Origin of the sequence: Sulfuricella denitrificans skB26 (assembly GCF_000297055.2) — a bacterium.
GTDB classification, from domain to species: domain Bacteria; phylum Pseudomonadota; class Gammaproteobacteria; order Burkholderiales; family Sulfuricellaceae; genus Sulfuricella; species Sulfuricella denitrificans.
Map to the genome: position 1 here is coordinate 1,858,127 of NC_022357.1, position 17,475 is coordinate 1,875,601.

Genomic DNA, 17,475 nt, shown 5'->3' on the forward strand with positions numbered 1-17,475 from the left:
CGCCGCCGTGCTGTCGGCCGACACCACACTGCGCTCCGCGCTGCTGGCAGAAATGGCTGAGTCTGAAGGTATTCGAGTTTTTCCCGCCGACCAGAACAACAAACTGGATGCCCTTGCCGATGACTCTTTCACACGACTGATAACGGCGGAAGTGCGCCGACAACTGGGCAAGAACACCCGCTTTGCAACCGCTCGCGACGGCTTCGACGAATTCTGGGTGAGCTTCTTTATCGGCAACGAGGAATTCTGGGTGATCATGCCGCGCGAACGCCTCGAACAGGCCCAGGCCTGGCATTGGCTGGGCTGGATCGCTCTGGTACTGCTGCTGGCGCTGGCCGGCGGCGCACTGATCGCCCGCCAGGTCGGCAAGCCGTTGCGTGATCTGGCCAATGCGGCACGCCTCATCGGCCGTGGCGAAAACTCAGCACCAGTCGTCGAAGCAGGTGCCGAGGAAACAGCGGCTGTCGCGCGCGCCTTCAACCAGATGTCGTCCGACCTCGCTGCCATCGAACAGGTGCGTTCTCTGGTGCTGGCCGGCATCTCCCACGACCTGCGCACTCCGTTGACCCGACTGCGTCTGGCGGCGGAGTTCATCAACGAAACCGCATCGCGCGAAGGCGTCATTGCCGATGTCGAGCAAATGGACGCCGTGGTCGGGCAGTTCCTCGACTATGCCCGGCTTGGCGAGCAGGAAGCCGCTGCCGAGTGCGATCTCGCCGAACTGGCTGGATCAGCTGCCGCACCCTATGCCAGCCATGGCGTGCAACTGGAACTGGACGAGTTGCCCCCAACCCAAGTGCGCCCGCTGCTGCTCAAACGGGCGCTGGTCAATCTGCTCGACAATGCGGTCAAATATGGTGGAGGCGAAATCGTTCTCAAACTGGAAACTGTACCCTGGCAGGGCCGACCCGCCGTACGCTTCAGCGTACTCGACCGTGGTCCGGGCATCGCTGCAGACAGCCTGGAAACGGCCAAGCGTCCCTTTGTCCGGCTCGATACTGCACGCGGTGGCATCGGCGGCTCCGGCCTCGGCCTGGCGATCGTCGAGCGCACCGCCCGTCTGCATAGCGGCAAATTTCGCCTGGAACGTCGTGAGGGCGGCGGACTCAGCGCCGCGCTCACCCTGCCCCGCGACTCCTGACAAACGCATACTGCATTTCTCGGGCAACTTCCGGTAGTGGGCAGCATCGAACATCCGCCTTACAATAGAAGGAATTGGCCGGGGTTCAGGATCATCACCCTCTCTTCTCGCTGCGCGAGTTTTATTTTTAACAGGAGTTCACCCATGGAAAACATCATCCTGACAGTCAAAGGCATGACCTGCATGGGCTGCGTCAAGAGCGTCAAAAACGTGCTTGAGCCGATTCCCGGTGTCGCAGTCGTAGACATTGTCCTGGAAAGCGGCCAGGTCACCATTTCTTTCGATCCCGCCAAAGCCGGTCCAGATCAGTTCAAATCCGCGATCCAGGATGCCGGCTATGAAGTTGTCGGTAATGGTTGAAAGTTTGCGCTGTATTCTTCATCATGAGTGCCGTGCGATTTAATATCCTGAAATGAACCCATTCGACTTTGCTCCTGTTTTCGACCTTGCCCATGGTTTTTCTCCCGTGCTGGCAATCGGAGCTTTTTTTCCGTTCCTCAATAAGGAAAAAGAAGCCGCCACCATCAGTCGGGACAAGCTCAAGGCTATTAACCAGGCCGCATACAATTTCCTTGAGGTTAGAGGCATAGAGAATTTCAAGGTTTACACTATTGCTTATGACGCGCAACCGGTGGTATTGATTCAGGTCGCGCCGCAAAAGAAACTTCGCTTTTCCAATATTATCGAAATTCAAATCAGGAAGTTTATTCGAGAAACTTTATCGATCGAGGTGCCTGCGGTATTCTGGCGCTTCAAAACTGACTACAGCGAAGTTCCAGGTCCGGAACAGGCCGATTACGAATTCGACGAACAGCCGCATTATCCGCAGGATCGGACCCAGAACCCGGCTACAGAACAGGAGCAGGCCGCTTTAATGGAACAGGCAAAAACCGTGGGTGAACCTCTGGAACAGGACAGTCTTTTTCACATTCCGCCGCATTTGGCCGTGAACGATTTGCATGTGGAGGAAATCTCCATGGGCGAATTCGATGAATTCCTGAAGGGCGCCTCCAGCAACGAAAAAAAGGATGAACAGCAATGACAAGCAACGATGAAACCTCAATGGAACAGCGCATCCTGCGCGTAATGCGTAAAGTGCTGGGGAGTGTCGTCAAGGACACCACCCCACAGCCTGGCATGCACCATGCCCTGTCACAGCAGACCATTGAAGACATCAAGGCCTGCTTCGCGCTGATCTCGGCGAGGGAAATGGAGTTGGCAAAGGAAGCCGGTATCGCCGAGGAAAGACCCCACTACAGCGACGACACGAAGAAAGCCAAGGTCGTGCCGATTACCCGGTCCAGCCTGAAGAGTGTCAAGCCAAAGGAATAAGGGGGTTACTGGGTTACTCGATGTTTCACGCAGTACAGCTTGGTTTTGGTCTTATCGTACTCGATCAGGAAACTGCCCTGCGCCGACCGTAGCACCGTGTCGCCCGAAAACGGCAGATAGCTGACCCCCTTTATCTCCAGTATCTTCTTCCTGGCCGTATCGAGGTTTTCCTTGAATATCACGCCCAGAAAGGCGTAACGACTGCTCTCCGTACTGACGTAAATGTCCATCAGTTCAAGACCATAAAGTCGCTGAGACGGGTCCGGCTTGAACCAGTAGGCCTCGCCTTCGGTCTTGTATGGCTTCTTGAAGAAACGGATCAGGTAATCCTCGAAGTAAGCGGGGTCGATCTGATCGTTGCACAGCAAAGCGCTGCCGATCACCGGCTCGAAGGTCGTGGGCGCCGCGAGCAATGGGACCGGCATCGATCCCAGCACTGCCAGCATAAGAAACAGGAGGTTCCTGACCATATTCAAAGGCGCATGACGCGACTCAACTGACGCGCCGCCCCCACAAATCGTGGGCATCGGCGTCAGTGATTTCCACATCGACGAAATCACCAAGTTTCAGGTTGCCCGCCTCCTCGATATAGACCAAACCGTCGATTTCCGGCGCATCCGCGGCACTGCGGGCGACCGCGCCCTCCTCGTCCACTTCGTCCACCAGCACGGTGAAGGTCTGGCCGATTTTGCGCCCCAGTTTGGCTGCGCTGATTTCTTCCTGCAGTTCCATCAGACGTGCCACACGCTCCTGTTTCACCTCTTCCGGCACTGCACCGGGCAGCGCGTTGGCTGTTGCCCCTTCCACCGGCGAGTAGGCAAAGCAGCCAACGCGGTCAAGCTGCGCCTCGCGCAGAAAGTCCAGTAGCAGTTCGAAATCGGACTCGGTCTCGCCAGGAAAACCGGCGATGAAGGTGCTGCGTATCGTGATCTCCGGGCACACGTCGCGCCAGCCATGAATCCGGGCCAGCGTGCCCTCGATATTTCCAGGGCGCTTCATCGCCTTGAGAATGCGCGGGCTGGCGTGCTGGAGAGGCACATCCAGGTAGGGCAGGATCTTGCCCTCGGCCATCAGCGGAATGACCTCGTCAACATGCGGATAAGGGTAGACGTAATGCAGCCGCACCCACACGCCCAGTTCGCCTAGAGCGCTTGTCAGTTCGGTCATCCGGGTGCGGAGCGGGCGACCGCCCCAGAAACCGCTGCGGTATTTGACGTCGACGCCGTAGGCGCTGGTGTCCTGCGAGATCACCAGCAGTTCCTTGACGCCGGCCTTGACCAAGTTTTCCGCTTCCTGCATCACTTCCCCCACCGGCCGACTGACCAAATCACCGCGCAGCGACGGGATGATGCAGAAAGTGCAGCGGTGGTTGCAGCCCTCGGAAATCTTCAGGTAGGCGTAATGCTTCGGCGTGAGCTTGATGCCTTGGGGCGGGATCAGGCTTTCGAATGGGTCGTGCGGCTGCGGCAGGTGCTGGTGCACGGCCGCCATCACCTCGGCTGCAGCGTGCGGGCCGGTCACCGCCAACACCTGGGGATGCGCCGCCAGCACCACGTCGGACTTGGCGCCGAGACAGCCGGTAACGATCACCTTGCCGTTCTCCTTGAGTGCCTCGCCGATGGCATCGAGCGACTCGGCAACAGCAGCATCGATGAAGCCACAGGTGTTGACCACCACCAGGTCGGCCCCCTCATAGCTGGGCGAAATAGCATAACCCTCGGCACGCAAACGGGTGAGGATCTGCTCCGAATCCACCAGCGCCTTGGGGCAACCGAGGGAAACGAAGCCGACTTTTGGAATTGAAGCCATTAGAAAATATCCGTTAAAAGCGTTAACCGCAGAGAAAAGGCAATACCCAATATGCCTGGGTTTGGTTTCCTCAGCGTCCTCTGCGGTAAAATCAAGTTTTCTTTTATACTACCGCCCATGTACCTATACATCATCGCAATCGGCTGGGCCTACGTCATACTCATGATGGCCGTTACGGCAAAAAGTTTTGTTTCCGGCGCGCTAACTTTCATTTTTTTAGGCTTGCTGCCGTTGGGCATCGTGTTCTACATCACGTTGCGACGGCTCAGGCGTTCACGCATGGCCGCCCAGGAGCGCCTTGGTCAGCCAGATCGATCCGATACCCAACCCGATCAATAGCGCCTGTTGCAGAGTAACGAGCAACTCCGGGCGCTTATGCAGGCCCGGAATCAAATCCGCCACCGCCACATAAATCATGCTCGCCGCGGCAATGGCAAGGAAGAATGGGATCCACTCATGCATCGATTGCAACATGAAATACGCGAGCACGCCGCCCACAACCGTCGCCAGACTGGATAGCAGATTGAGCAGGAACGCCTGCTTCTTGCTGTAGCCAGAATGCAGCAGGATAAGGAAATCGCCCACCTCCTGCGGAATTTCATGAGCGATAATGGCTAGCGCGGTCACCACGCCAATCTGGAAATCGGCCAGGAACGCGGCAGCGATAATAATGCCGTCGACGAAATTGTGAAAGGTGTCGCCGACCATGATCATCAGACCGCTGCGGCCATGATCGTGACCGTGATCGTGGGCCGGAACATGAGCTTCGCAATGATCGACATGGCAATGCCGCCACAGCACCAACTTCTCCAGCACAAAGAACATCAGGATGCCAAACAGGATGGTGGCCGCAGTATTTTCGATACTTTTGGTCAACTCGAAAGCGTGCGGCAAAATCTCCAGGAATGCCGCCCCGAGCAAGGCACCAATGGCATAGCTGACCAGCATCGGCACCCACTCGGCGCGCGCCGACATGGCGAACAATGCCGCCACGGCAATACTGAGCGTGCCGCCGAACAAGCTGGCAAGGATGATTCCGGTCAGAGTGGACATGAGCGCCTGGCGTTAAACCTGAAAAGGACTAGAGGCCGACATTATACGGGATAACATCAAGCAAGCCAGATTAACGACGCCATTCGCCCGGTAGCCTGATCGCGGCGGTAGGAGTAGAAGCGTTCGGCATCGGTATAGGTGCACAGACCGCCACCGTACACCTGTTTCACGCCTAGGAGGGCAAGGCGCTGGCGCGCCAGGAGATAGATATCCGCCAGCCATTTCTGGGGGGTGAGGGGTGCACCACAAGGGTACTCCGACTTTCTATGCGCTGAAGCGCATGAAAGGTCGTATGAGGAGTGAGGGGTGAGGGGCAAGCGCGGCACGAAAGCCTTTGCGGCTGCCGTGTCATGCGCCATGAATGCCTGCCTGACCTCATCGCCCACTTCAAAAGCCTGCGGCCCGATAGCCGGGCCTAACCAGACCAGCAGTCGCTCCGGCGCGGCGTTCATCGCTTTCACCGTCGCTTCCACCACACCGCCCGCCAGTCCGCGCCATCCAGCATGGGCGGCGGCCACTACCGTGCCGGCTTCATCGCACAACAGCAGCGGCAGGCAATCCGCCGTCATCACCGCGCAGATTGCACCGGCCTTCCTGGCGACAGAAGCGTCGGCATCAGGTACGCCAGCCGTACGGTCTGCATCCGCCACGAAATTGCCATGCACCTGTTTCAACCAGACCGGGTCGGCGGGGAGAGTTGCACGCAGTAATGCCCGGTTCCTCACCACGGCAACCTGGTCATCGCCGACATGGTCACCCAGGTTGAGGGATGCATAGGGGCCCGCGCTTACCCCGCCATCACGGGTGGTTTGCAAGGTGCGCACATTTGCCGGTGCCGGCCAGTCAGGGGCAATCCCGATCTCATTCATTCCGCAGGACTTTCAACAAATCAGCCATATCCTGTGGCAGTTCCACCTGCCATTCCATCGCCTCGCCGCTGACCGGGTGGATCAGTCCGAGCCTTTCCGCATGCAAGGCCTGTCTCCCCAGATGCTTGACCACATCGGACAAGAGCGGCGGCAAGTTCAGCGGTCTGCCGCCATAAACCGGGTCGCCCACCAAAGGATGACCGATGGACTGCATGTGCACCCGGATCTGGTGCGTGCGACCGGTTTCCAGGCTGCAACGAATCAGGGTGTGGCGATCGAAGTGCTCCAGCACGGTGTAATGCGTCACCGCAGCTTTGCCATTGTGGACGATCGCCATTTTGACGCGCTGACTGGGATGCCTGCCTAGCGGCGCATCCACCTTGCCGTCACCAGACACCAGACCCTGCACCACCGCCAGGTAATCGCGCTTCACGCTGCGAGCCTGAAGCTGCCGCACCAGATCGGTCTGTGAAGTCAGGGTTTTGGCTACAACCAGCAGGCCGCTGGTGTCCTTGTCGAGACGATGAACGATGCCGGCGCGGGGGATGCACGCAAGTTGCGGCGCATGGTACAGCAAGGCATTCAGCAGGGTACCCTGCCAATTGCCGCTACCGGGGTGAACCACCAGCCCGGCGGGTTTGTTGACCACCAGCAGCGCATCGTCTTCATACATTATCTCGAGGGCGATATCTTCCGCCGAGAACGGTGTTTCTGATGGATGCAATTCTGGCTCCACCCTGACCTTGCTACCGGCCCATACCGTCTGCTTGGACGCCACACACTCACCATCGAGCGTGACGCGTTTATCCTTGATCCAGGTTTGCAGGCGGCTGCGGGAATAATCCGGCAACAACTGCTGTAAGGCCTGATCGAGGCGCAAGCCGGTCATTTCCGGCGGAATCGTCAAGTTGATGGGTGCCGGATTTGGGTTATAATCGGGCGGATTACCACTTTCGCCCTGCTGGGCATCGGATATTGTCATGAGGCTTAGTTTAGCGTTAATTCTTGCATTGTTGATAACTGGCTGCGGCCTGCTGCCGGAAGTCCAGGATGAAACCAAGGGCTGGTCAGCCCAGAAACTCTACGTCGAAGCCAAGGATCAAATGGCCGACGGAGGCTATGAAAAAGCCATTCAGTACTTCGAAAAACTGGAGGCACGCTATCCTTACGGCCGTTATGCGCAGCAAGCCCAAATCGAAATCGCCTACGCCTACTTTAAGGCGAACGAACCGGCTTCCGCTCTCGCCGCCTGTGATCGCTTCATCAAACTCCACCCCAACCACCCCAATGTGGATTACATCTATTACCTGAAAGGGCTGGTGAACTTCAACGACGACCTGGGCTTCCTCGGCGCCCTGACGGAGAAGATTGCCGAATCCTCGGAAACCCTTGCGCCCCTCGCCAGGCAGGACATGAGCGAACGCGACCCGAAAGCATCACGTGAAGCCTTTGAATCATTCAAGGAGCTAGCGACCCGCTTCCCCGGCAGTAAATACACACCGGACGCGATTGCCCGCATGAAATATCTGGTCAACGCCCTCGCTTCGCATGAAGTTCACGTGGCTCGCTATTATTACCGGCGCGGCGCTTATATTGCCGCCGTCAACCGCGCTCAGACCACGATGCAGCAGTATCCGCAGGCACCCGCCACCGAGGAGGCGCTGACTATCATGATAAAAGCCTACGATGCGCTCGGTATGAATGACCTGCGCGACGACACCCTGCGCATCATGCAAAAGAACTTCCCAAATAGCCGCTACTTCGCCCTGGTGAAAAAGGCGGAAACGCCGTGGTGGAAAATCTGGTAGTTTAGATCGCCGCTTCGTCGGTTTCGCCGGTGCGGATACGCACCACTTGCTCCACGCTGGTGACGAAGATCTTGCCGTCGCCGATCTTGCCGGTGCGTGCCACCTTGACAATGGCATCGATGGCGGCCTCTACCTGGCTGGCCGTAATCACTAATTCGATCTTGACCTTGGGCAGAAAGTCGACCACGTATTCGGCGCCACGGTAGAGTTCGGTATGCCCCTTCTGCCGACCGAAGCCCTTCACCTCGGTCACGGTCAGGCCGGTTACGCCAATTTCATGTAGCGCTTCACGCACTTCATCGAGTTTGAACGGTTTGATAATCGCTTCAATCTTTTTCATTTGCCACTCCCGCTTGTATGATCCTAGAAACCTCAGTTGACCGCTTTACTAGATATTTAACGCCGTAACTCCAATAAACCTCTTCATGATTTACCGTTTCACCCGGTTGGCACGTCCGCTACTGGGTGGATTGCACGGTTTTTGTGACGCATGGCGGCGTTGCAACTTCTTGGAATGGAACAACCATTCCCGCGTCATTGCGCCTTGCCCTGCACCACAAAAACCGCACACTCCACCCCGTCCAACTAAGGTTTCTAGGATGACCCCTATTCCAGCCAGGGACGATACTTCGATGTAATCGGATAGCGCCGATCCTTGCCAAATCCGCGTGGCGTGACCCTGACTCCGACAGGCGCCTGGCGGCGCTTGAACTCGTTGCTGTCGATCAGTTTTACTACGCGGCGCACGTCCTTTTCAGCGTAACCATGCGCGATTATGTCATGCGGACACAGGTCGTGCTCGACATAGGCTTCCATGATGGCATCCAGAATCTCATACGGCGGCAGGGCATCCTGGTCGGTCTGGTTATGGCGCAGTTCGGCGGACGGCGCACGGGTGATGACCCGTTCCGGGATCACCTCGCCGAGACTGTTGCGGTAGCGCGCCAGGCGATACACCAGGGTTTTCGGCACATCCTTCAGCACCGCGAATCCGCCGGCCATGTCGCCGTACAGCGTGGCGTAGCCCACCGCCATTTCGCTCTTGTTACCGGTGGTCAGGACAATCGATCCGTATTTGTTGGACAGTGCCATCAGCAATGTTCCCCGGATACGAGCCTGGATATTCTCTTCGGTGGTGTCGAACGGCAAGTCGTTGAATTCTTCAGCCAACGTGCGGAGAAAAGAATCGAATGCCAGCTTGATCGGCAACTCGCTGTAACGTATCTGCAGCCTTTCCGCCATAATCTGTGCGTCCTGCAGGCTGATGTCGGCAGTGAATTCAGACGGCATCATCACCGCCTGCACCCGTTCAGCACCCACCGCATCCACCGCTATCGCCAGCGTCAGCGCAGAGTCGATTCCCCCGGACAGTCCCAACACGACACCGGGAAAACCATTTTTCATTACATAATCCCGAACGCCCAGACACAATGCCTTGTACACGGATGCCTCGACCGGCGGCTGCGGAACGACCTCTCCCAGCAGTGGCCGATCATTCTCAAGCTCTACGATGCGCAACGCCTCCTCGAATGCCGGGAGCTGGTGAACCAGCACACCCGCGCCGTCCATAACGAAAGAGGCGCCATCGAATACCAGTTCGTCCTGGCCGCCAACCAGGTTGACATAGAAAACTGGCAACCCGCATTCGCCGATCCGCTCACGAACCGCATGGTAGCGCGAAACCTGCTTGTCCATATGATAGGGAGAGGCGTTCAGCACCAGCAACAAATCAGCATTCGCGTTGAGCGCACAGGTAGCGGCACCTTCTTCCCAGATATCGGCGCAGATGTTGATGCCTAATTTGATGCCATCAGCTTCGAACACACACGGTTCGGTGCCGGGAGAGAAATAGCGCACTTCATCAAAAACGGAATGATTGGGCAATATCTGCTTGTGATAAGAGCTGACAACCTTGCCGTCACGCAGCACCGAGGCGGCGTTGTAGCGCTGCCCATCCACCTGCTGTGGATGACCGATCACCAGGGTGATCCCTTGCGTATCCCGTGCCAATCCGAACAGAGCCTGGTCGCAAGCTGCATAGAAACCATCGCGCAACAGCAGGTCTTCCGGTGGATAGCCGGTCAGGGACAACTCAGGAGTCACCATCACCTGCACGCCAGCCGCCTTGGCTCGATTAGCATAATCGAGTATTTTCGCGACGTTGCCGGCCAGGTCGCCGACCGTGCAGTTGATTTGGGCGATAGCGATCTTCATGATTTTTTGTTGATTGCCTCGACTACCGCTTCGCCCAGCCCGGCAGGCGATTTGGCCACCACCACGCCGGCCGCTTCCAGGGCGGCGATCTTGTCCGATGCCAAACCCTTGCCACCAGCGATGATCGCACCGGCATGGCCCATGCGCTTGCCTTTTGGCGCAGTCTGGCCAGCGATGTAGGCTGCCACCGGCTTGGTAACATGGGCCTTGATGAATTCTGCTGCCGCTTCCTCGCGATTGCCGCCGATCTCGCCGACCATGATGATCGCTTCGGTTTCCGGATCTTCCTGGAACATCTTCAGGCAGTCGATGAAATCCAGCCCCTTGATCGGGTCGCCGCCGATACCGACGCAGGTGGACTGCCCCAGCCCGAGCTTGGTGGTCTGGTAGACCGCTTCGTAGGTGAGCGTACCGGAGCGCGATACCACGCCAACCTTGCCCTTCTTGTGGATAAAGCCCGGCATGATGCCGATCTTGCACTCTTCCGGGGTGATGATGCCGGGACAGTTGGGGCCGATCAGGACAGCGTCGCTGGTCTTGAGCGCAGCCTTGACATTGAGCATGTCGAGCACCGGGATACCCTCGGTGATACAGACAATCACTTTGATGCCCGCGTCCGCCGCCTCCATGATCGAATCCGCCGCGAAACCTGGTGGCACGTAAATCACCGAGGCCGTCGCACCCGTCTCGCGCACCGCGTCGCGCACGGTGTTGAACACCGGGAGATTGAGATGGGTCATCCCACCTTTGCCCGGTGTCACCCCACCCACCATCTGAGTCCCATAGGCAATCGCCTGCTCGGAATGGAATGAGCCCTGCTTGCCTGTGAAGCCCTGGCACAGGACCTTGGTATTTTTATTGATGAGAATACTCATGAGGAATTCCTTAAAAATCTTTACCGCAGAGGCGCGGAGGCGCAGAGAGTTCACTCCGCGTCTCTGCGGTTCAAAAAATCACTTAACCGCCGCCACCGCGCGCTTTGCCGCATCGGTCAGATCACTGGCGGAAATCACGCCGACGCCGCTCTCGGCCAGCATTTTCTGCCCCAGCTCAACGTTAGTGCCTTCCAGACGCACGATCACCGGCACTTTCACGCCCACTTCCTTAACCGCGGTAATGATGCCCTCGGCGATGATGTCGCAACGCATGATGCCGCCGAAGATGTTGACAAGAATGGCTTTGACGTTGGCATCGGAAAGGATGATCTTGAACGCCTTGGCTACCGTGTCCGCAGTGGCACCGCCGCCGACGTCGAGGAAATTAGCGGGCTGACCACCGTGCAGTTTGATCAGATCCATGGTCGCCATCGCCAGTCCGGCGCCGTTGACCATGCAGCCGATGTTGCCGGCGAGGGCGATGTAGTTGAGGTCGAACTCCTTGGCCGCCACCTCCTTCGAGTCGATCTGGGTGGAATCACTCATCTCTGCCAGCTTCTTGCGCCGATACAGGGCGTTGTCATCAACACCGATTTTGCAGTCGAGTGCGACAAGACTGCCCGTCGCGGTCACGATCAGCGGGTTGATCTCGACCATAGCCAAGTCGTTGTCCTTGAACAACTTGTACAAACCTTTGGTCAATTTGCCGAACTCGCCGATCTGCGACCCTTCCAGCCCCAGACCGAAAGCCAGAGCGCGGCACTGAAAATCCTGCAATCCCCACAGCGTATCGCAGGTCTCGCGCAGAATCTTTTCCGGCGAAGTCTGGGCGATCTCCTCGATCTCCATACCTCCGCTACCGGAGGCAACCAGCACGATGCGCTCGGATTCGCGGTCTACGGTCAAACTAAGATAAAGCTCGCGGGCGATCGGCAGTGTTTCCTCGATCAGCAGGCGCGACACCATCTGCCCTTCGGGGGCGTTCTGGTAAGTCACCAGCTGTTTACCGAGCAGCGCATTGACCGCTTCCAGCAATGCCCCGCGCGACTTCACCAGCTTCACCCCGCCGGCCTTGCCACGTCCACCGGCGTGGATCTGCGCCTTCACCACCCAGGCATCGCCACCTAGTTCGGCAATAGCGCCTTCAGCCTGGGATGCGCTCTCGATCGCGACGCCACGCGGCGTGGCAACACCGTACTCACGCAAGACCTGTTTGGCTTGATATTCATGCAAGTTCATACGAGTTCTCTACTTGGGGAAGAGGGGCAATTATAGCAAGTCCGCTGCGGACTTGGAGGTTCGGAAGCTAAAGGTTAATTTCCTCGGCCCAGACCAGCGCCTTGAGCTGGGCGGTATTGACCTCATTGGCATCCAGCCCGCAAGCGGCGGCATGCTCAATAATCCCTTCCTGATCGGCCTCCTCGCACGCTACAGCAAGCGCCAGGAAAGGTGCGTAGACTCCTTCGCGACGTGCCAGCGCCGCCATAACCGGGTCGGGAAGTTGCAACTGCTCCAGCGCCTGCGCCATCGGCACGTTCAGCAATACGTCGAGCAAGGAAAATATCCCGACGATAAACAATCCTTCGCGCTCGGTCGGCGACAGCTTGCTTTGGCCCAGCAGTTCCGTCATGCGCGCACGCACCAGCGCATTCTGCAGCAGTGCCTTGCTGCGCGGATCTGCCTTGCCGCTGGTGAACAGCAGCAACGTCAGCCAGCGATACAGTTGTTTGTAGCCAAGAATCACCAACGCATGAGCGATGGAGCGAATTTGCTGCTGAAATCCGTTGACCGGCGCGTTGATGTAACGCAGCAGCTTGTAGGAAAGCATCGCATCGTGCTTGAACCCTTCCTCCAACTGAGAGATTTCTGCCTGGCTCTTTACCTTGTTGAGCAGTTCCAGAACCCTGATGCGGTCGCTATCGACACGGGGCGGCATGGAGGGGCGCAAACGGGTGAAGTAATTGCCCTCGAAGCAATGGAAATTCATCTTGTAACAAGCATCGAAATCGTCATCGGTCTCCACGTTTTTCGCCAGCAGTTGCGGCGAAGACTTATCCAGGAAGCGATCCGCCAGCTTGCCGAGCTCAATGGCGTTGAAGCGGGCAACGTCCACCCTGATGAAGCTCGCCAATGTGAGAAATTGCCCCAGACCCCGTTTCGCCTCAAAATCATCGAGTGCAATCTGGTAGCCCATGCTCCTTAGTTCGCGGCAGCGCAGCAGGTTGTCCTCCAATGTGTCCTGGTCCGGGCATACCAGCAACACCACACCCTTGCAGGGCAATTTCTGCAGCATAGGGCTATCCAGCATGACAGGAGAAATGCCGACAAACGCCAGCTTGTCTTCGAGCAAACGGTCAACATCGAGGTCCGCCAGGCAGTGGATCAGGGCTTCGTCCTGCATCCGCCGCACCGCTGCATCTGGCTCTTTGACCGTGGGCAGTACCTTACTGCGCAACAGTAATTCGTAGCCGATAATCTGCTGAGAACGATCCAGAACCGGCTGGCGGCCGATGATTTTTAGCCGTAGTTTTTCCCTGTTAGTACGCTGGCCGTGCGTTTCGATTTTAGGAATGCTGGCTACCACGTTATCAGCCGCAATATGGCCGGTATCGATCGCCTCTTCATCCGCTCCGGACGGAATGGAATCGAGCAAGGGGATAGATTCGCCCAGGGAAGAGGAAGATGTCACAGCGGGACTGGAAACAGGGGGTACAGCTTTGGGCTTGTCACCGCCGGATTTACCGCCCCTGATGAATTTCAGATATTTCCCTAGCACTTGACGCACTCCATGAAAGCTTGGTCGATTCTAGCACGCAACCACCTGCATATAAATGTCATAAACGCTACGTACGGGAACTTTTATTGCGGACAGTGTGTCTTTTGATCTATGCTTCATCTATAAACGCACAAGAAAATCAATATCCAAAAAATTATGAGGCACTGCCTGCGCAATTTCATACTCGGCTTTCTGCTGCTGTGGCTTCCACTGCAGAGTTTTGCCGCGGCCGGGATGTCGTTCTGCCGACACGATCACACTCCGCCGCCAGCAATGCAGGCCGGGATGCAAGATCATCATGCTGGCCATGATTGCGACCATGACGCCCCCGCCACACACCAAACGCAGTGCGACGATTGCGGCTATTGCCACCTGGCTGGTGCGCCCGCCCTGCTTCCTACGCTGACCGGCTTGCCCGATAACGCCCGCTTCTCCTTCAAATTCGCTTTTGACACGCACTTCCCGCTAGTCTTTCCCGAACAACCTCAGCGACCCCCTCACGCTTTTTTTTCCTGAGTTCTACCAAATTTTGACTTGGATGCAGGTCTATGGGCTTATCCCATAGCTCTCCGCATGCACGACTTTAATTTTAGGAGAAAATCATGAAAAAAACATTAATCACCCTCTTCGCAGCCGCCACTATGCTGACGGCGGTTTCCACCGTCCAGGCTGGCGATGCCGCGAACGGCAAAGGCACAGTCAACAAAATCGACGCTGAAACGTCCACTCTGAACATCTCTCACGAAGCCATTCCCGCTATCAAATGGCCTGCCATGACGATGGACTTCAAGGTGGCTGACAAAAAGGCTCTGTCAGGCATCAAAGCAGGCCAGGCAGTCACTTTCGGCCTCACCAAGGATGCGAAAACCGGTTACGTGATTTCACACATCGAACCAGCAAAATAAGCTGGCTGACGGGAGGCCGCAAGGCTTCCCGTTACCGATATCGATTTTCTTTTCTAAGGACAGAGGCAAATGAAACCTCATCGCTATCCAATCATGCCTGGAAAGCTGCATACGTTCGCGCTCGTTTTGGCACTGGCTAGCGCATCGGCACTGGCCGAACCCACTGCATCACTACCCGGCGCCAACGTCGAAAACCTGCTCGAACTGGCACGCAGCCAGAATCCCGAGTTCGCCGCCATGCGCTACGAAGCGGAAGCAGCAGCGGAGCGGGTTTACCCCGCCGGCGCCCTGCCCGATCCTACCCTGCGCACCGAGCTGCGCGACATCACCAACCAGGGCATGGATGCCAGCCCCAACCTGCTGCCTGGACGGATTGGCAGCACCAAATACACCCTGATCCAGCCGGTGCCTTTCTGGGGAAAACGCGACCTGAAACAGGATGTGGCCGAAGCTCAGGCCAATCAGGCCAGAGGTAACGCATCAGCCAGCTGGTCCGACCTGGCGGCACGTATCAAAGTGGCCTACGCCCAGTATTATGTGCAGATCCACGCCGAGGCCCTGACCAGGGAAATACTCGATCTGGTCGGCAGTCTGGAAAAAATCACCCAGACACGTTATGCCAACGGCCTTACACCGCAGCAGGATGTAATCCGCATCCAGATCGAGCGCACCGGCATGCGCAGCGAACTGGTGGCAATCGGCAACGAGCGGCACCACGCTATGATCAAGCTCAACACTTTACTGAATCGCTCAACCATGGCGTCTCTGGCCGATCCCGAATACTTGCGCCCGATTCCTTCAGCCGCCAAACTCGATCATGGCGCACTGGAAGAACGTCTGCGCAGCCGGAATCCGCAGCTATTTGTCGAAGAAGCGCGGGTTGCCGCAGCCGGCAAAAACCGCGATCTGGTTTTGCGTAACCGCTACCCTGATTTCAACCTGGGTCTGTCGCCAGTCCAGACCGGCAGCAAGGTCAGCGAATGGGAGCTGATGATCGAGCTCAACATCCCTCTCCAGCAGGAAAGTCGCCGTTCGCAGGAACGCGAGGCTCAGGCCATGCTGGCGGCAGCCGAGTCGCGCAGGGAATCCGTCAAGAATCAGCTGCTCGCCGATCTGTCCGAGAACATCGCCACGCTGGACACGGCCCGCTATACCGAGCATCTGAACAGCACCAGTTTCCTGCCCCAGGCCGAGCTGAGCTACAAAGCTGCCATGGCAGGATATGAAACCGGCAAGGTGGATTTTGCCGCCCTGCTCGATGCCCAGCGCCAGATCCGCAAGGCAAAATTGGACATCCTCAAGGCACAGGGCGAAATGCAGATCGGGCTGGCCGAAATAGAACGATTGTTGGGAGAAGACCTATGAATAAGTCCACAGCCATTGCAATGAGCGTGGTTATCGCCGCCGCACTGGGCGCCGGCTACTGGCTGGGCAACAGGAACATGTTGGGATCCGGCACTACACCAGCAACGCAAATTGCGGGCAGCGCACCAGCCAAGAAAGTACCCAAGCTCCTGTTCTACCGTAATCCGATGGGTCTGCCCGACACTTCGCCAGTGCCGAAAAAAGACGAGATGGGAATGGACTACATCCCGGTATATGAAGGCGACGAGGACGGCAGTCCGGAATCGGCCGGCCAGGTCAAGATCAGCCCGGAGAAAATCCAGAAACTGGGCGTACGCAGCGAGGCTGCCAGTCTGCGCGACCTGACGCGTAGCGTCCATGCCGTAGGCCGGGTCGAAGCCAATGAACGACTGACCTATACCATCGCCCCAAAATTCGAAGGCTGGATCGAGAGACTGCATGTCAACACCACCGGGCAACCGGTGAGCAAAGGTCAAGCCCTGCTTGAGGTATACAGCCCGGAACTGGTCTCGGCGCAGAATGAATACGCCATCGCCATTCAGGGCCAGAAGTCACTGCAGCAAGGCAGCTCGGAGGCTCAGGCCGGGATGAAGCAGCTCGCCGAATCCAGTCTGGCGCGCATGAAAAACTGGGATATCTCTGCCGAACAACTGCAAGCCCTGCGCAAAGGCAGCGAGACCCGGCACACCATCACATTCCGCTCGCCCGCCAACGGAATCGTGATGGAAAAGAAAGCCGTTCAGGGTATGCGCTTTATGCCTGGCGAAGTGCTTTACCAGATCGCCGATCTGTCATCGGTGTGGATCATCGCTGACGTATTCGAACAGGACCTGGGCCTGATCAAGCTGGGCCAGACCGCGAATGTCAGGGTCAACGCCTATCCCGGCCAGGAGTTCACGGCCAAGGTGGTCTTCGTCTACCCGACACTGAATGCCCAGACCCGCACCATTCCGGTTCGGCTGGAACTCGCCAATCCCGGCGGTATGCTCAAGCCGGCAATGTTTGCCGACATCGACCTGGCCGTGCAGGGCAAAGGCAAGGTGCTGACCGTACCTAGCTCGGCAGTACTGCGTAGCGGCACCCACCAGACCGTATTGGTGGAACTGGCCGAAGGTCGCTTCGAACCGCGCGAAGTCAAGCTCGGCGTGCAGGGCAACGACTACGTCGAAATCCTGGAAGGTCTGGGCGAAGGCGAGAAAGTGGTCACCAGCGCCAACTTCCTGATCGACTCGGAAAGCAATCTCAAAGCGGCGTTCAGCAACATGACCAGCGGCCAGGAAAAACCTGGAACACCGCCTGCGCCATCCAGCGAACACAAGGGGCACTGA

19 protein-coding genes are annotated in these 17,475 nt (G+C 57.5%); 8 read left to right on the plus strand and 11 right to left on the minus strand.

The genetic code is table 11. The features are described 5' to 3' along the window. The first annotated feature begins 7 nt into the window (after window positions 1-7). The 4 genes from SCD_RS09085 to SCD_RS09100 all read left to right on the plus strand — a co-directional run bounded on the left by SCD_RS09085 (window position 8) and on the right by SCD_RS09100 (window position 2,473). A complete protein-coding gene (locus tag SCD_RS09085; RefSeq protein WP_009204838.1) occupies window positions 8-1,141 on the plus strand; it encodes an ATP-binding protein in 1,134 nt (377 codons plus the stop codon). 144 nt (window positions 1,142-1,285) lie between these two features. Further along, entirely contained in the window at window positions 1,286-1,501 is a 216-nt protein-coding gene (locus tag SCD_RS09090; RefSeq protein ID WP_009204839.1) for a heavy-metal-associated domain-containing protein, read from the plus strand. A gap of 52 nt (window positions 1,502-1,553) precedes the next feature. Next, a complete protein-coding gene (locus tag SCD_RS09095; protein WP_009204840.1) occupies window positions 1,554-2,183 on the plus strand; it encodes a hypothetical protein in 630 nt (209 codons plus the stop codon). After that, entirely contained in the window at window positions 2,180-2,473 is a 294-nt protein-coding gene (locus tag SCD_RS09100) for a hypothetical protein (protein ID WP_009204841.1), read from the plus strand. The genes SCD_RS09095 and SCD_RS09100 overlap by 4 nt, the downstream gene beginning before the upstream one ends. A 5-nt stretch (window positions 2,474-2,478) precedes the next feature. On the opposite strand, the gene SCD_RS09105 is transcribed toward SCD_RS09100, so the two are convergent. The 5 genes from SCD_RS09105 to rluD all read right to left on the minus strand — a co-directional run bounded on the left by SCD_RS09105 (window position 2,479) and on the right by rluD (window position 7,186). Beyond that, window positions 2,479-2,943, minus strand: a complete 465-nt coding sequence (locus SCD_RS09105) for a hypothetical protein (protein WP_009204842.1) — start codon at window positions 2,941-2,943, stop codon at window positions 2,479-2,481. 22 nt (window positions 2,944-2,965) lie between these two features. Beyond that, complete coding sequence (rimO, locus tag SCD_RS09110) at window positions 2,966-4,282, minus strand: 30S ribosomal protein S12 methylthiotransferase RimO (RefSeq protein ID WP_009204843.1); 1,317 nt, start codon at window positions 4,280-4,282, stop codon at window positions 2,966-2,968. Window positions 4,283-4,555: 273 nt separating this feature from the next. Continuing rightward, entirely contained in the window at window positions 4,556-5,335 is a 780-nt protein-coding gene (locus SCD_RS09115) for a ZIP family metal transporter (RefSeq protein WP_009204845.1), read from the minus strand. Between the two features lie 56 nt (window positions 5,336-5,391). Continuing rightward, window positions 5,392-6,204 (minus strand): peptidoglycan editing factor PgeF, encoded by an 813-nt coding sequence (pgeF, locus tag SCD_RS09120; protein ID WP_009204846.1) that lies wholly within the window; start codon window positions 6,202-6,204, stop codon window positions 5,392-5,394. Beyond that, window positions 6,197-7,186 (minus strand): 23S rRNA pseudouridine(1911/1915/1917) synthase RluD, encoded by a 990-nt coding sequence (gene rluD, locus SCD_RS09125; protein WP_009204847.1) that lies wholly within the window; start codon window positions 7,184-7,186, stop codon window positions 6,197-6,199. Before rluD ends, pgeF begins: the two co-directional genes overlap by 8 nt. On the opposite strand from rluD, the gene SCD_RS09130 reads away from it, so the two are divergent. Beyond that, on the plus strand, window positions 7,185-8,012 hold the full coding sequence (locus SCD_RS09130) for an outer membrane protein assembly factor BamD (protein ID WP_009204848.1): 828 nt from the start codon (window positions 7,185-7,187) through the stop codon (window positions 8,010-8,012). The genes rluD and SCD_RS09130 overlap by 2 nt on opposite strands. Window position 8,013: 1 nt before the next feature. Here SCD_RS09130 and SCD_RS09135 read toward each other — a convergent pair whose 3' ends face one another. From SCD_RS09135 to SCD_RS09160, 6 genes are all read right to left on the minus strand, one after another. Next, a complete protein-coding gene (locus SCD_RS09135) occupies window positions 8,014-8,352 on the minus strand; it encodes a P-II family nitrogen regulator (protein WP_009204849.1) in 339 nt (112 codons plus the stop codon). 266 nt (window positions 8,353-8,618) lie between these two features. After that, a complete protein-coding gene (locus SCD_RS09140; protein ID WP_009204850.1) occupies window positions 8,619-10,226 on the minus strand; it encodes an NAD+ synthase in 1,608 nt (535 codons plus the stop codon). Continuing rightward, window positions 10,223-11,101: a succinate--CoA ligase subunit alpha gene (gene sucD / locus SCD_RS09145; protein ID WP_009204851.1), complete on the minus strand. Its 879-nt coding sequence runs from the start codon at window positions 11,099-11,101 to the stop codon at window positions 10,223-10,225. Before sucD ends, SCD_RS09140 begins: the two co-directional genes overlap by 4 nt. Before the next feature lie 78 nt (window positions 11,102-11,179). Beyond that, on the minus strand, window positions 11,180-12,340 hold the full coding sequence (sucC, locus tag SCD_RS09150) for an ADP-forming succinate--CoA ligase subunit beta (protein WP_009204852.1): 1,161 nt from the start codon (window positions 12,338-12,340) through the stop codon (window positions 11,180-11,182). 67 nt (window positions 12,341-12,407) lie between these two features. Beyond that, window positions 12,408-13,877, minus strand: a complete 1,470-nt coding sequence (locus tag SCD_RS09155) for an EAL and HDOD domain-containing protein (protein ID WP_009204853.1) — start codon at window positions 13,875-13,877, stop codon at window positions 12,408-12,410. A gap of 120 nt (window positions 13,878-13,997) precedes the next feature. Continuing rightward, window positions 13,998-14,336 carry a hypothetical protein gene (locus tag SCD_RS09160; protein ID WP_009204854.1) on the minus strand — a complete coding sequence of 113 codons (339 nt, stop codon included), beginning with the start codon at window positions 14,334-14,336 and terminating at the stop codon, window positions 13,998-14,000. A gap of 143 nt (window positions 14,337-14,479) precedes the next feature. On the opposite strand from SCD_RS09160, the gene SCD_RS09165 reads away from it, so the two are divergent. From SCD_RS09165 to SCD_RS09175, 3 genes are all read left to right on the plus strand, one after another. Further along, window positions 14,480-14,782, plus strand: a complete 303-nt coding sequence (locus tag SCD_RS09165; RefSeq protein ID WP_009204855.1) for a copper-binding protein — start codon at window positions 14,480-14,482, stop codon at window positions 14,780-14,782. Between the two features lie 69 nt (window positions 14,783-14,851). Beyond that, complete coding sequence (locus SCD_RS09170; protein ID WP_009204856.1) at window positions 14,852-16,147, plus strand: TolC family protein; 1,296 nt, start codon at window positions 14,852-14,854, stop codon at window positions 16,145-16,147. Beyond that, on the plus strand, window positions 16,144-17,475 hold the full coding sequence (locus SCD_RS09175; protein ID WP_009204857.1) for an efflux RND transporter periplasmic adaptor subunit: 1,332 nt from the start codon (window positions 16,144-16,146) through the stop codon (window positions 17,473-17,475). Before SCD_RS09170 ends, SCD_RS09175 begins: the two co-directional genes overlap by 4 nt.

Bases quoted from the DNA above. Each gene is read 5' to 3' on its own strand.
- SCD_RS09090 (WP_009204839.1), top strand. From the start codon at position 1,286: ATGGAAAACATCATCCTGACAGTCAAAGGCATGACCTGCATGGGCTGC.
- SCD_RS09095 (WP_009204840.1), top strand. From the start codon at position 1,554: ATGAACCCATTCGACTTTGCTCCTGTTTTCGACCTTGCCCATGGTTTT.
- SCD_RS09100 (WP_009204841.1), top strand. From the start codon at position 2,180: ATGACAAGCAACGATGAAACCTCAATGGAACAGCGCATCCTGCGCGTA.
- SCD_RS09105 (WP_009204842.1), bottom strand. From the start codon at position 2,943: ATGGTCAGGAACCTCCTGTTTCTTATGCTGGCAGTGCTGGGATCGATG.
- rimO (WP_009204843.1), bottom strand. From the start codon at position 4,282: ATGGCTTCAATTCCAAAAGTCGGCTTCGTTTCCCTCGGTTGCCCCAAG.
- SCD_RS09115 (WP_009204845.1), bottom strand. From the start codon at position 5,335: ATGTCCACTCTGACCGGAATCATCCTTGCCAGCTTGTTCGGCGGCACG.
- pgeF (WP_009204846.1), bottom strand. From the start codon at position 6,204: ATGAATGAGATCGGGATTGCCCCTGACTGGCCGGCACCGGCAAATGTG.
- SCD_RS09130 (WP_009204848.1), top strand. From the start codon at position 7,185: ATGAGGCTTAGTTTAGCGTTAATTCTTGCATTGTTGATAACTGGCTGC.
- rluD (WP_009204847.1), bottom strand. From the start codon at position 7,186: ATGACAATATCCGATGCCCAGCAGGGCGAAAGTGGTAATCCGCCCGAT.
- SCD_RS09135 (WP_009204849.1), bottom strand. From the start codon at position 8,352: ATGAAAAAGATTGAAGCGATTATCAAACCGTTCAAACTCGATGAAGTG.
- SCD_RS09140 (WP_009204850.1), bottom strand. From the start codon at position 10,226: ATGAAGATCGCTATCGCCCAAATCAACTGCACGGTCGGCGACCTGGCC.
- sucD (WP_009204851.1), bottom strand. From the start codon at position 11,101: ATGAGTATTCTCATCAATAAAAATACCAAGGTCCTGTGCCAGGGCTTC.
- sucC (WP_009204852.1), bottom strand. From the start codon at position 12,340: ATGAACTTGCATGAATATCAAGCCAAACAGGTCTTGCGTGAGTACGGT.
- SCD_RS09165 (WP_009204855.1), top strand. From the start codon at position 14,480: ATGAAAAAAACATTAATCACCCTCTTCGCAGCCGCCACTATGCTGACG.
- SCD_RS09170 (WP_009204856.1), top strand. From the start codon at position 14,852: ATGAAACCTCATCGCTATCCAATCATGCCTGGAAAGCTGCATACGTTC.
- SCD_RS09175 (WP_009204857.1), top strand. From the start codon at position 16,144: ATGAATAAGTCCACAGCCATTGCAATGAGCGTGGTTATCGCCGCCGCA.